At 26.9% G+C, this 17866-nt stretch carries 7 protein-coding genes and 2 rRNA genes; all 9 read right to left on the bottom strand.

Going from position 1 to position 17866, the window contains the following annotated elements:
- Positions 1-18 precede the first annotated feature (18 nt).
- Positions 19-3846, bottom strand: a complete 3828-nt coding sequence (addA, locus tag IR151_RS08015) for a helicase-exonuclease AddAB subunit AddA (RefSeq protein WP_227434004.1) — start codon at positions 3844-3846, stop codon at positions 19-21.
- Entirely contained in the window at positions 3846-7316 is a 3471-nt protein-coding gene (addB, locus tag IR151_RS08010) for a helicase-exonuclease AddAB subunit AddB (protein ID WP_227434003.1), read from the bottom strand. The genes addA and addB overlap by 1 nt, the downstream gene beginning before the upstream one ends.
- Positions 7306-8136, bottom strand: a complete 831-nt coding sequence (locus IR151_RS08005) for a PD-(D/E)XK nuclease family protein (RefSeq protein WP_227434002.1) — start codon at positions 8134-8136, stop codon at positions 7306-7308. The genes addB and IR151_RS08005 overlap by 11 nt, the downstream gene beginning before the upstream one ends.
- A 145-nt stretch (positions 8137-8281) precedes the next feature.
- The gene (locus IR151_RS08000) at positions 8282-10501 is read right to left on the bottom strand and encodes an ATP-dependent helicase (RefSeq protein ID WP_227434001.1); all 2220 of its coding nucleotides are present in this window, start codon (positions 10499-10501) and stop codon (positions 8282-8284) included.
- On the bottom strand, positions 10494-12410 hold the full coding sequence (locus tag IR151_RS07995) for a hypothetical protein (RefSeq protein ID WP_227434000.1): 1917 nt from the start codon (positions 12408-12410) through the stop codon (positions 10494-10496). Before IR151_RS07995 ends, IR151_RS08000 begins: the two co-directional genes overlap by 8 nt.
- Before the next feature lie 246 nt (positions 12411-12656).
- Positions 12657-14672: an N-acetylmuramoyl-L-alanine amidase gene (locus IR151_RS07990; protein ID WP_227433999.1), complete on the bottom strand. Its 2016-nt coding sequence runs from the start codon at positions 14670-14672 to the stop codon at positions 12657-12659.
- A gap of 581 nt (positions 14673-15253) precedes the next feature.
- Positions 15254-17275 (bottom strand): N-acetylmuramoyl-L-alanine amidase, encoded by a 2022-nt coding sequence (locus IR151_RS07985; RefSeq protein ID WP_227433998.1) that lies wholly within the window; start codon positions 17273-17275, stop codon positions 15254-15256.
- A 267-nt stretch (positions 17276-17542) separates the two neighbouring features.
- Positions 17543-17659, bottom strand: a 5S ribosomal RNA gene (gene rrf, locus IR151_RS07980).
- A gap of 115 nt (positions 17660-17774) precedes the next feature.
- Positions 17775-17866, bottom strand: a 23S ribosomal RNA gene (locus IR151_RS07975); the annotation flags it as partial.

Raw genomic sequence — 17866 nt, 5'->3', positions numbered from 1 at the left:
TAATTTATATCAAAATAATTAATAACAAACAGCCTCATCAATTCCAAATAAATATATACATTTTTCTTTTACTGATTTTCCAGTTAAAGTTTCAATAACATCTGCATATAAATCTAATTGTCTCTTATATTTCTCTATTATCTGATTTATATTTTCTTCATTTACAAAATCTGTTTTATAATCTACTAAAACTATCTGATTATCTTCTTCAAAATAAGCATCAACTATACCTCTTAACATGACACTTTCTTTGTCATAAATTTTCTTATCATCATTTTTTATCAATTCTTCATAAAGATATATATCTTTCATATTTACTTGTGCATAAATTGCCTTTTCTCTATTTATAAGTTCAGCATTTAACATCCTTTTTCCTATATTAGATGTAAAAAATTTATATATTTTATAAGGATTTACTATACTAGCTTGCTTTTCTGTTATTATACCCTTTGAAATAAAACTTTTTATTTGCATCTTTATATCACTTATGTTGTTTACCTTCTTTAAATCTAAAACTTCCATAACTAAGTGAATTATTGTACCTCTTTCTGCTCCATTTATTTTTTCTTTTTCTTCATCATTTTGAATAAATAGAGGTTTTTTTAAGGTTATTTTTTGTTCGAATATAGTATTTATCAACTCTTCTTCATAATTATTTTGTATCTTTTTTATTTCTGTAACTGATATACTAGCAGGTTTTTTTGTACTAAATTCATATGGATATATATAGTTTAACTTTTCTTCTATTTCAGCATAATAATCGCTATCAGGCTCATCTACATCTATTTTTTCAAGAATTTCTTCAATACTTTCTTTTTCTTCATCATTTTTCTTTTGTATTAAAATATCATCCTTATTCCATAACTTTCCATACCATTTTGAATTATGTTCAACATTAAATGGCACATCTAATCCCATATCTTCCAATAAATTAGATAAATCTTTATGTTTTAATACACAAGGCATTATCCAATCTAAGAAATTCTTACTTTTTAGTATTTCATATTGTGATATTGTATCTAAATTTTCAATTCCATTGGACCATTTTTTCATGCTATCTTGTACATTTCTAGTAGAGCCTGTTATAATCAGCTTCTCTTTTGCTCTCGTAAATGCAACATATAAGACTCTCATCTCTTCTGATAAATTTTCTATATTTATTTTGCTTTTTAGTGCTTCTTTAGCTATACTTGGAAAAGAAATTCGTCTCTCATAATCCACAAACTGAGGTCCATATCCTAAGTTATGATGATATAAAATACTCTTTTTAAAATCTTGAGTATTGAAATTTTTTCCCATAGCAGAACATATAACTATTGGAAATTCTAGACCTTTACTCTTATGGATACTCATTATTCTAACAACATTTGCATTTTCTCCAAGTGTTTTTGCACTCCCCATATCAGAACTAGATTTTTTTAATTTCTCTATAAAATTTACAAAGTTGAATATTCCCTTAAAGCTAGTCTCTTCAAATTGTTTTGCTCTCTCAAAAAGTACTTTCAAGTTGGCTTGTCTTTGACTTCCACCTGGTAATGCTCCAACATAAGCATAGTATCCAGTTTTTGTATATAAATACCATATAAATTCATCTGTACTCATGTACATTGATTTTTCTTTGAATTCTTTTAGTTTAATCAGAAAGTCTTTGCTTTTATTTATACATTCTTCACTTGGTACAAAATCCGACTTATTTTCATTCTGTGATTCTGTAAATTCATCATACTCTGATGTACTTTCTAAAACTTCATAAAAAGTTTTATCTTTATTTTGAATTCTAATATCAATTAAATCTTCTGGTGTAAATCCAAATATAGGTGACTTTAACACAGCTATAAGTGGTATATCTTGCATTGGATTATCTATTATCTGAAGTAATGATAGTATTGTTTTTATTTCAATTGTATCAAAATATCCAACTCCAACATCAGCATAAGTAGGTATATCCATATTCATCAACTCATCTGCAAACACAGGTGCCCATGCAGATGTAGCTCTTAAAAGAATCACTATATCCTTAAATTCCACAGGTCTATAGGCATCAATTCCTTTATCATAAACTTTTTGAATCTTTCCGTCTTCATTGGCTCTCATTAAATCCTTAATAATCTTTCCAACCATTCTAGCTTCAAGTTGTATATTGTCTAGTTCTTCATCTTCTTCTACTTCATTTTCTTCATTATTAACATTATTATCTTTATTATTTATAATATCATTACTAGGTTTAGTATTTTTTTGTATAAGGTGTATTTCTGTTGCTCCGCCAACAATAGAGTTCTCATCTAAATCTGATTTAAAATCTGCACCCAAATTAAGTCTTTCTTTTTCTGTATATTCAATCTCTCCTATATTCTCATTCATTATATTTTCAAATATATAATTTACAGAGTCTACAACTTCTTCTCTACTTCTAAAGTTTTTATAAAGCATTATTTTTCTGTGAGAACTTCCTTTTTCATCTTTATAGTTATTGTACTTTTGTAAAAACAACTCTGGTTTTGCTTGTCTAAATCTATAGATACTCTGCTTTACGTCACCAACCATAAATCTATTTGGAATATCTATGTTTGCTACAGTTTTGAGCAGTACTTCTTGTACAAGATTGCTATCTTGATATTCATCTATAAATATTTCATAGAAATTATCTCTATACCCCATAGCTATATCAGAAGGTACGATATTTCCATTCTCATCTATATTCGTAAGTATATTTAAGGCAAAATGCTCTATATCATTAAAATCTATTATTCCTTTTTCACTTTTTTTATTGCTGTATTCTTCTTCAAATCTTAGAACAATATTGGATATTGGTTTAACTATATTATAAAGATACTTAATTTCGTCTTTAATAGATTCGCTATCTTTATTAAATGTAGCATTTATTATACTTTCTAAAGATTTTTTAATTTTATCTCTTATTGCTTTTGCTTTTTCTTTTGATTCTTTTATATATGAAGGAGCATCTTTTGGTATCCTTTTTATACCTTTTACATAGTTTTCAAAAGATATACTTGACATCTTCTTATATGCCTCATTCCATGATTTATTACATGCTTCTGAAATATCGACCACTCTCTTATACTCAATCGAAAGCTTCTCTGTAAAAGTTTCTAGCTCTTCTATTGACTTAACTTCTTTTAAGGCCTTTTCCATATTTGAGCAAATTCCATCAATTTCTATTTTTACAGTGTCTAATATAGCTCTAGCCCAAATAGATTCTGAAAAATCAAAGTCCTCATCAATGTTAAATCTCTCTGCTGAATCAACAAGCCATTTTTTAGGCTCAGGAGAAGCCATTGCAAATGAATATATTCCTAAAATAATATCCTGAACCTCTTTATCTCCGCCTCTTTCTGCATAACTTTCAACTAAATTTAAAAAACCCTCTTCTCTTTCTTCATATAATTTTTCAAATACTTCTTCTATTGCCTCTTGTTTCAAAATAGCGCATTCAGTTTGGTCTCCTATTCTAAAATTAGGGTCTAGGTTTATTCTATGGAAGTTTGATTTTATAACATCTAAACAAAATGAGTGTATTGTTGTAATACTTGACTTATTTAATAAGACAAGTTGATTTTGTAAATGTTTATTTTCTGGATTTTCATCTAATGCTTTTCCTATAGCATCACCTATTCTCTCTCTCATTTCTGATGCAGCCGCATTAGTAAATGTAACTACTAATAATTTATCTATATCAATTGGATTTTCTCTACTTGTTATCATTTGAATTATACGTTCAACCAGTACTGCTGTTTTTCCCGACCCAGCAGCAGCTGCAACAAGTAAGTTACAGTCTCTACTTTCTATAACTTCTGTTTGCTCTTTTGTCCATTTAGGAGAACTCATCAATCAACATCTCCTTCCATCATTTTTATTATCTCTTCATTGCTCTTATTATTTAAAATTTTATATTTATTATCTTTCATAGTGGAATCAAATTGACATATAGCTGAATAATCACAAAAATCACATGATGTTCCCTCTTTATGTTTATATGGAGATATCTTTATTTCACCACTCAACATTTCTTCACATAAATCCTTTATCGCATGTTTTACATATTTTCTAAGTAACCTAAAATCTTCATAACTTACTGTAGATGTGCTTTTACCTACATTTCCATCCTTTGTAAGACCTACTGGTATTACTAATGAATTTTTTCTTTTTCCATCTATCAATGACTTATCCATCTCTTTTATTATATGAGAATCTTTTACCACAAGTCCTTTCATTCTAAGCTCTTTTAATATTGCTTCTTGAATTTCAGCGTCATCTTTATCTTCATTAAACTTTGCTATTGGATTATTTATTCTACAATATAATATTGCTGCTGGATTTAAATTTATATCTTCTTCTTCTTTTACACTTTCAAGGATTGCATCAAGATATACAAGTAATTGTAATTGTAGACCATAGTATATCTCTGTTAAACTTATAGCTTTATTACCTGATTTATAATCTACTATTCTTATATATTTGTTTTCACCTTCTTCAAACTCATCTACTCTATCTATTTGACCGATTAAATTTACTTCTTCTCCATTATTCAAAACTATTTTTATAGGAGGGTATTTACCGTCTTTACCAAATTTAACTTCATAATCTACAGGTTCAAATGAACCTTGTTTTATCTGTTGGCTAATTATATTTATAGCTGTTGTAAGCATATTCTTCAATCTATACGCAAGATATTTATATCTTTCAGAACTATTTAATATATATCCTGGTATCTTTGAGATTATTTCATCAACTATAATACCTACCTTTAATTCTATATATTCTTCATCAATATCTTTCCACAATAAATTATCTTGTGATAGTTCTTTTGAAAATCTATCTAAAATATTATGAACAAAGGTTCCTAAATCTGGTGGTGTAAATGAATACTCTTTACGCTTTCTGGCTTTAAGGCCATATTGTATAAAATAAGCAAATGGACACTCTGCATATTTTTCAAGCCTAGACACACTAAGAGAATTACTTTTATATAATGACCTTATTTTTTTCTCTTCAATCCTATGAACTTGATTGGTATAACTAAGACCTTTTATAACTTTTTTTGTTATAGAACTATATAGTTCATCCTTTAGATAGTATCTATATATATCTAACCAGATACTATTCATTTCTTCTTTGCTATACTCATCACTATCGTAGTTTTTTATTACACTTATAAGCTCGTTAAATGTAGGTGATTTTACAGTTATTTTTTTAAGTATATCTTCATTAGTTCTTTTATCTTCTTCTATCAAATAACTTTTATTTTCTACATTTGGGAATATTTTCTTCAATCTTGATACAATTATTGAAGGTCTAAGTGTCTTACCCTCATGGTCAGATATAGGATATGTTATAATTAGATTTTCAGATGTTGAAGTAAGGGCTTTATATACTAAAAATTGTTCTTCAAAACTTCTAGTTCTACTATCTATGTCAACTTCAATACCTTTATTTCCAAGACTCTCCCTATCATTATCACTTAATATTCCACTATCTTTTGTAATTAAAGGAAATACACCATCTGTAGTTCCTATTAAGTATAAGTATTTTGTATTTGGATTTTTCATTCTGTCCACACTACTTACAAGTACTTGGTCTATACTAGGAGGAACTAGCCCTAACTCATACTCATCAAAACCAAGAGTTATTAATTTTATAAATTTTTCTAAGGATATTATTTCTTCACCCATAAGTTCCACCATTTGGTCTAAAACATCTACTACTATATCCCAAACTTGTGAATACTGATTAGCAACATCGAGTTCTCCTTTATCCTTAAAATTTACTATTAAACTCTCTATAGTTTCTGGCATATTTATATCTAGTAAAAACTCATATATATACTTGCAAATTTCTTTTACTCTGTTTTTTCCCTTTAATTTTTCTTGTAAATTTATTATTGGCTCTAATACTCTATTTTTTATTTTATTTATTTTATCTTTTAATTCTACCTCAAATTCACTTTCTTCATTAGTAAGACTTTGTGTTATTCTATAATCCCACTTTTCATCAAACCATTTCTTACCTTTAATCCCATTGGCTAGTACATAATTTTCTAGTAAATTTATATCATCATTATCAATTCCTATAAGACCACTCTTTAAATACCTAAACATAGTTTCATATCCATATCGTCTGTTTTTCATTTCTAGAGCCGAAATAATTAATATAACTATTGGATTACTTTTTGCTTCTCTCTTTTTATCTATAAAGTTAGGTATGTTATACTCATTAAATATAGAATGTACCAAAAAATCATATCTATTTAAGTCTCTTGTAGCAAGAGTTATATCTCTATATCTAACATTTTTGTCTCTAACCAAATGTACAATTTCTTTAGCTATTTCTTCTACCTCTGAATATAGATTATTAAATTCTTTTATTTTTATATTTTTAGTTGGATTTATATATGTTTTATATGGATAAGCATTATAAAACTTTTCTAAATGTTGTAACTCTTGAATTCCTTCAAATCTTTTTATAGTGCCTGTATTTAAATTTACTTGTGGTAATATTTTTATTCCTTCTTCATTACATAATTGAGTTAATTTTGAATAAGTAAACTTAGTTCTAGAAAATACATCTGCTTTGCTATATCCAATATAATTAACATTATCTACAGTCAAAGATATATTAACATCTTTAGCTTTATTTAATATACTTTTTATAACATTGTATTGATTTGGTGTAAAACCTGTAAACTCATCTATATAAACATAAGCTCCTTCTAAATAGTTACTCAATTCTATTTTACCTGATAATGAAGTCAACATATCTTGAGCATCTATATAATTTTCATGTAATTTTCCTTCAAAAGAATTATATATCTTACTTATATCTTTTAACTTTAAACTTAATGTCTCATTTTCTAATTCTCCAGATATATTTTCTAACATTTCAGGACTTATATTGTACTGTTTCATTTCTGATATCATATCTGTAATTGAACTTACAAAACCAGATTGCGACTTTGATTTTGAAAATACATTTAACTCTTCACTTACATCTTCTATCGCTCGATACACCATCATTGCTTTTCCACTAGAATTTATATTTACATCTGTTAATCCTCCTGTTTGAGAAAAAACTATGTTACTCAGTGTTTTAAAACTAAGCACTCTAACTCTTAAGTACTTGTCCTTTTCTCTTCCTAAAAATAGTTTGCTTACTCTATTTTCAGCTTCAAATGTATACTGTTCTGGAACTAAAAGTATAACAGATGTCATTTCATTTTTTTGAGATTCTTTTTTAATTTCATCTAATATATATGTAGATTTTCCACTTCCACATCTACCTAATATAAACCTAAGTCCCATAAATTTCCGCCTCCAAAATACTATAATCTATTTCTTTGTCATTGCATAATTTATTAAACTCACAATACTTACAATGACTTTTATTTCTATAGCACATACGTTCTTCTTTATTATATACCTTTTCTATATCATTGTATAGATTGTGTTCGTATGTATGTTCTTCATAATTAGTACTTTTTATCATGTTTATATAGTTTTGAATCTTATTTCTATTTGCTTCATGTTTTTCTTCATCATATGAGATATTAATTGGCAAATCATCAAATTCAGGTTGGTAATATTTCATACTTATATCTTTAACATTTACTTCTATTTTTAAAACTTTTGGTATAACTTCTTTTGCCAAAAACATATAAACTATTGTTTGAATCCTACTTTCCACATTTTTATAGTTAATCTTTTTAGACTCAGTTTTCCAGTCCCATATCTCTATATTGCCTTTTCCAACTACAATTAAATCATACTTTGCTTGTAATATGTCCCCATTTAAATTCATCCTTACTTCATATTCTGGTAAATACATTTTTTCTTTTTCTATAGGAACAATTTTTTTTATATTCTCAATCCATTTTGAAAATCTTTTACTATTTTTATCATCTTCATTAAAATAGATTCCAAGTGGTATATTACTAAAGTATCTTTCACAAATTAAATGAAAGTCTCTTCCAGTTTTTAAACTATCATAATATTCTCTACTACCTATATCATCATTTTTCCAATTTATTTTATCAATATACTTATATTTAAATTTTAGTGGGCACGATTTATATGTGTTAATTGAATTTTGACTATAAGAAAAATATTTTAATTTATCATTCAATCATATCACTTCTCTCTTAACTTTATTTTTTAATAACTATTTATTATATATTAATTTGGCATTCTTTCAACAGTATATAAGCTAAACTCATCATATATTAACTTATATTTCTTTCAATAATATATCAACTTAACTCATCTATATGTTAATTTGACCTTTTCTCAATAATATATTGATTCAACCTTCTTAAATAAACACAAGGATTCTGTTCTTTTCTTTTATTACCTATATCATTTTCATCTCTATAAGCACTCCCTGAAAGTACTAACATCTCCTTTGCCCTAGTGATTCCTACATATAAAAGTCTAATCTTCTCATTTATAGAATCAATTTTAGTTTGATAAGCGTAATCAGTTGAAATACTACCTTTTAATATAGATTCAATTTCTGACTTAATAATAGCCATTGGATTTTTGTATTTTTCTTTTAAGTACCATTTATCACTCTGAAATTTCTGAGTAATATTGTCAGGGAAATTATATTCAACAAGACCTAATAAAAACACACAATCCCATTCCATCCCCTTTGATTTATGATAATTACATAGTGTTATGCTACCAGGTTCTGGCTCATATCCATTTATCTCATAAACTACATCTATTATATGATTAAACACCTTATTTTTAACATCAAATAGAACATTGTAAACATCTTCTAAGTCCATATATATATTTTCCGAAACTAAATACTTTATATAAAAAGATATATAATCTAATACTGCTTTATCCTCTTTTTCTAAGTTGAGCTTTTTACCAATAAACAGTATCAGCAGGTCTAACCTTATTATTGGGTATTCTAATATCTGTTTTATAATATCTATACCATATTTAAAACTTGTATATATATCGCTTTCTTCATTAATTTCTAGTGATTCAAATTTATCTTTATTAAATTTCAAATCATATATAATTTCTTCTGTTGTATATTTTTTTAATCTGTCTAAAAAATTCTTTTCTTCTATTTCATTGTCTGTATTTATAAAAACCTTATCAAGTACGATTATTAACTTTTCTATATCATCGCAGTTTAGCATAAAATCTATAATAGAAGCTATGCTATTTATAACCTTTCTTTTACTTAAAGAATTTGGACCCAATTCTTCAAAGGTTAGACTATACTCTCTAAGTTCCTTAGCAACTTGTGTAACTTGTTCATTAAATGGAACTAGTATTCCTATACTCTTATCTGGATATTTCTTTTTTATACCTTTAACATATTTAGCAGTTTGTTCTATTTCATTTTTCCAACTATTATACCATTTTACATTTATATTATAATGCTCTGGCTTAGGGTTTTCTTTATATCCAACTCCAGTTGGAACAGTTTTTATTTGCATATCCTCAAGAGCATATCTGCATTCCTCTTGTTTAAATTCTTTTGTGACATATTCTACAAGTGAATTTGCTAAATCTAGTATATCTTTTGAACTTCTATTTGACATATCCATCCTATAACAACACTTTGCATTTTTTATAAATTCTTTAAAAAACCTGGGGTCTGATGATGAAAATGTACCTGTTATACTCTGATTTATATCTCCCACTCTAACTAAATTATTATTTTCACTTGATATAATTTTTATTATATTCCCTTGTATTTCATTTGAATCTTGACATTCATCTTCAAAAATATATTTATATCTAGTTTGGAATTTTTTTCTAAGTCCTTCATCTAAGCATAAGGTTTTTTCTGCTAAAATTAATATATCATCATAATCTAGTAAGCCATTTTGCTTTAATTTTCTATCATACAATTTGTATATTGGCAAAATCACTTTAAGCATGCCTTTGTGTCCTCTTGATAGTATCTCTTCAAGCTTATCTGGAGAAATTCCCTTGTATTTAAGTTCACTTATAGCATTTCCTACAAATTCAAAAAAACCTCTCTCCCAAGCTTCAAGAGTTATCTCTTTCCATCTCTCATCTTTTTGCTCCTTTAGAAACCATCTAAATGCTCTTTCTCCTCCATCAAATCTAAATTTATTTATACATTCATTTAATATAATACTTTTTTGTAAATCATCAGCTATATTAAAATCTTCACTTAGCATTACTATTTCGGGTTTTTCCTTTATTATTTTTACAGCTAGACTATGTATAGTCATTACTTCATATGAGTTAATATCGTCTATTTTGTTTTCTTCAAGTATTTTTTTTATTCTACCTTTAAAATTATTTACAGCACTATTCATATATGTAAGAACTAATATTTTACCACCTTTATGTTTCTGTTCAAGGAGTAGTTTAGCTACTAAATTGGTTATTATAAATGTCTTGCCAGCCCCAGGAACTGCTGGAACTGCCATAGTTCCATCCTCATAATTTATTATTGGTATTTGGTCTTCTCTATAGTTTATATTAATCATAAATTTTATCTCCTTTATGTGAGAGTTTCAAAAGTATACTATATAGCATACTTTCTTGAATATAACCATTAATTGTGTATTCACTCTTATATGCATAAACTTTCTTTGCACTTAACAATAAATTATATATTGTATTATATAGATAATATTTCTTGTAGTACTCTTCCATTTCATTTGTATAAATTTTTTTCTCTTCAAAAGATTTTCTAAGTACAATTAAATTACTTATATCTTTTTCTATTTTCATATTCCAAGAATTACTTCCTATATCTACCAATATCTGGACACTTCTATCTATATTTGATGATATATATGAATAAGGAGTTGTTATTACTATTTTATCTTTGCTTTTTAACTCTTCTATATCAATAACAGAATAATAATCATTTATTGTCGTTTTTAAAGCTTCTATAAAAATCTTTTCTTCTTTCAATCCAAGTAGGTTTGCACTTTCACTAAATGATTCACTTTCAGTTATTATCTGTTTACATAGACCAACATTCTTTTTACCATCTTTTAAATTTAACATTTTATCTATATAAAATTGAATTAAAAATTCATGTATTTTTATATCACTTTTCTTTTTTTCTTCAATATACTGTAAAATATCACGATATTGATTATATCCTCCTATTTTATCAACTTCTAAATACCTTGTTTCTTTAAAAATCTTAAATGCTTTTATTCTGTTTATGTCTAAAAGAGTCTCTAAAAAACTTATATATTCTTCATCTTTTATAAAGTCTAAATATCCATAAAATATGCAAGTTGCAACCACTAAAGCATTTCCATATGGGTAATCTATAGCTTTTTTATCTTTTTTAGTGTTAAAAACATCTATATTTTTTTCTTTCAAAGAATCTCTAATTTGATACTCCAATATTGTATTGTTTATAGGTGATATAATTGCTATATCTTTTGGAGATACTCCACTTTCTATAAGTGTTACAACCTTTTCGCTCACTAAATCTAACATTTCATTATATAGTTGACTTGATTGATTTAATTCTATACTTGAGGGTAATAAATATAAATCTTCTATTTTTATATTACTTTTTTCAAAGTTAATTTCTTCTTTAAATTTAATTTTAGATATTATCTTTTCATTTATATAACCCATGTCAATATTATTAAATACAGAATAATCTTTACTAAAATCAAAGAATATATAGCTTTCTAATGCATTGCTTGACACCTTTTCAATAAAATCTACTTCTGCATTACTTGAATTTTCAAGACTATCAACTACTATATATCTCAATTCTTTAAGTAAATTTTTTAAATAAAACTCATCATTAAGAAGGTAATTATTATATAGATATACACTCAGTGCATTATCTAACATTGAATTTGAAAGTAGTGTATTTATATAATATGATATAATTTCATCCATCTGAGTATATGAAAATCTATATATACTATTTCTATTTTTCTTTGATGAATATATTTTTTCTCCAATAAAATCAAAGTCAATTAAATTAAATGCGGACTTACTTATATTTGTAATTATACTTTTTGCGATTGATTTATTCGTTCCTGTGATATCTTCGAAATATCCTTCTTTCACTCTTTTTTCCTTAACTTTTTTAATTATTAAATATTCACTTAAACTATTTGATATAAATGTTGGAGATATAGATTTTTTATTTATTCCTTCACATTTCTCTATTATAAGTGCCCAATATTTTAATAATTCTTTTTTTACAAATCCTATATATGTTGTTATTTTTAATTCTTCACTATAATCTAATTCTAATGACCTCTCATATCTTATTCTAGTATTGTTATTTGGTACTAATAAAATAATACTTCTTGAGTTATTTTCAGTTCTATTCAATAATTCCTTATATTTACCTAAGGATTCATTTTCATCTTTTTTTAGACTGCTTTTTTTTAATAAATATTCCACATAATCACCTTCCTTAATTAAATTAAGTGTATATTATATAATTATATCATATTGTGCATTTTTCAAAATACAATCAAATTATTGCATTTAACTACAAAAAAGACCATATATACACTGTTATGCATTTGTATATGCAACAATGTATATATAGTCTTTATATATTTACACACCCATACTTCAAATTATAGCTTTAATATAAACTCACAATCATAAATTTATATTAAACTTTAATCACTCTATTTTTAATTACTTTAATGATTCTTCTATTCCTTTAGCTATTTGTGTGCCCATTTCTTTTACTTTTGCAGGTGAATTTATTAACTTCATATCACTCTCATTATCCAAAAATGCACATTCTACAAGTACAGCTGGCATGTCATTGGTCCTTAAAACGTATAAATAATCTTTTGTAGGGTCACTAGTAAGTACTCTTGTTTTTATACCTCTATTTGTAAGTTTAAATTTCTCTAAAATTCGATTTAATATGTTTGTAGCCACAGTCTTAGAAGTTCCTCCATTTTTATCTTTAAGCTTGTAAAACACTTCTACTCCATGACCTTTTCTATTATTATCACCATTGTAATGTATACTTGTAAATAAGTCTGGTTTAAGTGAGTTAGATAAAGCAGTTCTACTTCCAAGTGATAAAGTCTTATCTGTATCTCTAGTCATAATTACATTTATTCCTTTTGAACGTAAATATTCAGTAGTTGCAAGTGAAGTATTTAAATTGTAATCTTTTTCAATCATTCCTCCAAATGAATTTCCAGGTGCTGAACCACCATGTCCTGGGTCAATCATAACTGTCTTTGCTCCATTACTAGCTCCTGGGTCTGTCGGTGTTGTATTATGCTTAGATAATGATGATGCTATAGAATTCATTACCTTAGAAGTTAATCCGCCTCCTATCTTATACACTTTATTAGCAGATTTAGCTTCTAAATTATCCTTATGATATGCAGATACATATGTTTTTGGTGTTATAAGTATTGGAGATTTTAAACTAGCAGCCAATGGTCCTGCTGCTAAAGCATCAACAAGTACATCTGACTTAGCTACTAGAACAGCTTCTAATTCATCCTCTGTATAGAATGTTTTTATTACATTTGCATTTGTTTCATGTCTATCTGCTCCATATACTCTATTTTTAGTAACACTATCTTTAGTTATATCATTTATTTTATTGATAACATTTGTTGATAACATTTGAGGACCACCTATAAAGTAAGCATTTTGTAAATCCTCACTTTGTAACCACTTATACGTATCGTTTGTAAGACTGTCTTTATCACTTAATATAATTGGTTGCTTATCTTGACCTGCTTTTGCTGCAATAGTAAGTGCATCTACTTCTCCACCATTTGCATTTGTTATATATACTTTATCTACATCATGATTTTTATCTATTTCTTTTGCTATCAATAAAGATGTCTCATATCTATTAGAACCATTCAAACGTGTTTGACTAGCACTTACAGTTGATTTTATTTGATTAGCAGTAGTTTTAGAAATAGAATTCTCATCTCCAATTATAATTATATCTTTAGGATTTAGACGCTTTAATTCTGCTTTTACACTATCAGACACATTATTTTTTTCAACCAAAAGTATTGGTGCATTATATGTAGTTGCTAGTGGAGTTGATATAATACCATCTATGCTTACATCTCCATTTATTATAACTACTTTATCTGAACCATTTTTCCATCCCTCTTTACTTATTTTAACAGCTGTTTCATATCTATCACTTCCTGTAAGTTCTGTGATAGGTGCAGAAGTCTTTCTCAAATATTTATTTACATCTTTTCTCGAAGTTATATCTTCAATTATACATTCCTGTGTTACATTGTAGTCTTTTAGATTTAATCCCATAGCTTCTAATTCTTGTTTGTCTAAAGTCTTAGGATTAGTTGCGCTATTTATTGTTATCCCTTGTAACTCCCAAACATTTAGATACTCTGGGTCTTTATTATAATTTATAGTTCCTTCATATACCCCAGTTGATTGATTGTAGTTCAGAGTTGTATCTAGTGGCATATCATAACATTTATATTTTAATGTAATGCTATCAGCATCTGGTTTTTCTTTAAATTTTATACTTACTTTTGATGTACTTCCTAAAACTATACTTTTTTTCTCCAAATTTATGTTTAAGTTAGCATTATTTTCCATAGCATTAGACTCAGTAGCAAATGCCATTGTAGGTGCAACAATTGCCATTGAAAGAACTCCTGTTGTTATTAATCTCGTATTTTTTTTCATATTAATCTCCTTACTTAACATAGATTTTCACCTTGCTTTTTTTATCTTTTAATTTTTTAAAACACAGCAAAGTGTGCTTATCTAAATTTGCAAAAATTTATTAAAAATTAAATTACAAAAAATAAACAATTACAAAAAATAAACATAATTAAATATATTTGCTCATTTCCACTATATCATTTATTACTAAAAAAATCTATAAATGACAAATAAAAACATATAATGATTATATTTTGTAGAGTTTTATATCAAATTTTTATAAGTCAATAAAATTAATTTTTCAAAGTTGCATTCTAAATGTTACATATATATTTTAATAAATAAACATCATATAAATATTATTCAAGTCCTCGACCTATTAATACCTAGAAGTTAAATACATCTCTATAATTACACCTGAGACTTAGCAACCAAAACTTCAACACAAAAAGACTATGTATACACTATTTGCACTTATATCTGCAACAACTTATACATAGTCTTTATTACTAACAGAATTATATTTTTATTTTATGGATTTAAACTAAATCTAAAGTCATAAATTAATTTATGCTGAGTTTTTTAAGTATTTTCATTATGTACTATTTTAATGACTCTTCTATACCTTTACCTATTTGTGTACCCATGTCCTTTACTTTTGATGATGAATTCAATAAACTCATATCCTTCTCATTATCTAAAAATGCACATTCTACAAGTACAGCTGGCATATCATTAGTTCTTAAAACATACAAGTAATCCTTTGTAGGGTCAGTTGATAGTGTTCTTGTTTTTATACCTCTATTTTTAAGATTAAACTTCTCTAAAATTCTATTTAATATGTTTGTAGCTACAGTTTTAGTAGTTCCACCATTTTTGTCTGCAAGTTTATAAAATACTTCTACTCCATTTCCAGTTGTATCAGATGCATTATAGTGTATACTTGTAAATAAATCTGGTCTTAAAGAGTTAGATAGGGCAGTTCTATTTCCAAGTGATAAAGTCTTATCTGTATCTCTTGTCATAATTACATTTATTCCTTTTGAACGTAAATACTCAGTTGTTGCAAGTGAAGTATTTAAAGTATAATCTTTTTCTCTAATTCCACCTAATGGTTTACCTGTTGTTCCAGTATCCGAGCCACCATGACCTGGGTCAATCATAACTGTTTTTGCTCCATTACTAGTTCCTGGGTCTGTTGGTGTTGTATTATGCTTAGATAATGATGATGCTATAGAATTCATTACCTTAGAAGTTAATCCGCCTCCTATCTTATACACTTTATTAGCAGATTTAGCTTCTAAATTATCCTTATGATATGCAGATACATATGTTTTTGGTGTTATAAGTATTGGAGATTTTAAACTAGCAGCCAATGGCCCTGCTGCTAAAGCATCAACAAGTACATCTGACTTAGCAACTAGAACAGCTTCTAATTCATCCTCTGTATAGAATGTTTTTATTACATTTGCATTTGTTTCATGTCTATCTGCTCCATATACTCTATTTTTAGTAACACTATCTTTAGTTATATCATTTATTTTATTGATAACATTTGTTGATAACATTTGAGGACCACCTATAAAGTAAGCACTTTGTAAATCCTCACTTTGTAGCCACTTATATGTATCATTTGTAAGACTGTCTTTATCACTTAATATAATTGGTTGCTTATCTTGACCTGCTTTTGCTGCAATAGTAAGTGCATCTACTTCTCCACCATTTGCATTTGTTATATATACTTTATCTACATCATGATTTTTATCTATTTCTTTTGCTATCAATAAAGATGTCTCATATCTATTAGAACCATTCAAACGTGTTTGACTAGCACTTACAGTTGATTTTATTTGATTAGCAGTAGTTTTAGAAATAGAATTATCATCTCCAATTATAATTATATCTTTAGGATTTAGACGCTTTAATTCTGCTTTTACACTGGCTGGTACACTGTTTTTTTCAACTAAAAGTATTGGTGCATTATATGTAGTAGCTAATGGAGTTGATATAATACCGTCGATGCTTACATCTCCACTTATTATAATTACTTTATCTGAACCATTTTTCCAGCCTTCTTTACTTATCTTAACTGCTGTTTCATATCTATCACTTCCTGTAAGTTCTGTTATAGGAGCAGAAGTTTTTCTCATATATTTACTTACATCTTTTCTTGAAGTTATGTCTTCAATTATACATTCCTGTGTTACATCATAATCTTTTAAATTTAATCCCATAGCTTCTAATTCTTGTTTATCTAAAGTCTTAGGATTAGTTGTGCTATTTATTGTTATACCCTGTAATTCCCATACATTTAAATATTCTGGGTCTTTATTGTAGTTGATTGTTCCTTCATATAATCCAGTTGATTGATTGTAGTTCAGAGTTGTATCTAGTGGCATGTCATAACATTTATATTTTAAAGTAATGCTATCAGCATCTGGCTTTTCTTTAAACTTCACACTTACTTTTGATGTACTTCCTAAAACTATACTTTTTTTCTCCAAATTTATATTTAAGTTAGCATTATTTTCCATAGCATTAGACTCAGTAGCAAATGCCATTGTAGGTGCAACAATTGCCATTGAAAGAATTCCTGTTGTTATCAATCTTGCATCTTTTTTCATATTAATCTCCTTATTTAACACAAATTTCTATTTTATTTATTTTTTATCCTACTTACTGTTAAAATTACTTTTAAAACATATGTCAAAGTGTATCTCCCAAAAATTTTAAAGAAAGTTATAAAAATAAACTTACAAAAAAACAAAAAAAATTAAATATTTAAATATTTAATTATATTCACTATATCATTTATTGCCAAAAAAATCTATAAAAGACAAATAAAAACATATAATAATTAGATTTTTATAAAATTTTATGCAAAAAAAATTACGTGGCTACGTCCTACTCTCCCAGGCAGTTTCCCACCAAGTACCATCAGCGCTAGAGAGCTTAACTTCTGTGTTCGGAATGGGAACAGGTGTATCCTCTCTGCTATTGTAACCACATAATCTTTATGCTTAATATTACTATTAAGTTATTGAAACTAGTAAAACTAGATTCTTTAGAGTTAGCACTCTAAAAACTACATATATATTTTAATTAATGAACATCAAATAAATATTGGTCAAGTCCTCGACCTATTAGTATCGATAAGCTAAATACATTGCTGCACTTACACCTTCGACCTATCAACCAGATAGTCTTTCTGGGGT

The organism is Clostridioides sp. ES-S-0006-03 (assembly GCF_020662275.1).
Classification (GTDB): Bacteria; Bacillota; Clostridia; order Peptostreptococcales; family Peptostreptococcaceae; genus Clostridioides.
The sequence above is the reverse complement of the archived record's forward strand: the minus strand, read 5'-3'. Positions and strand labels throughout refer to the sequence as shown.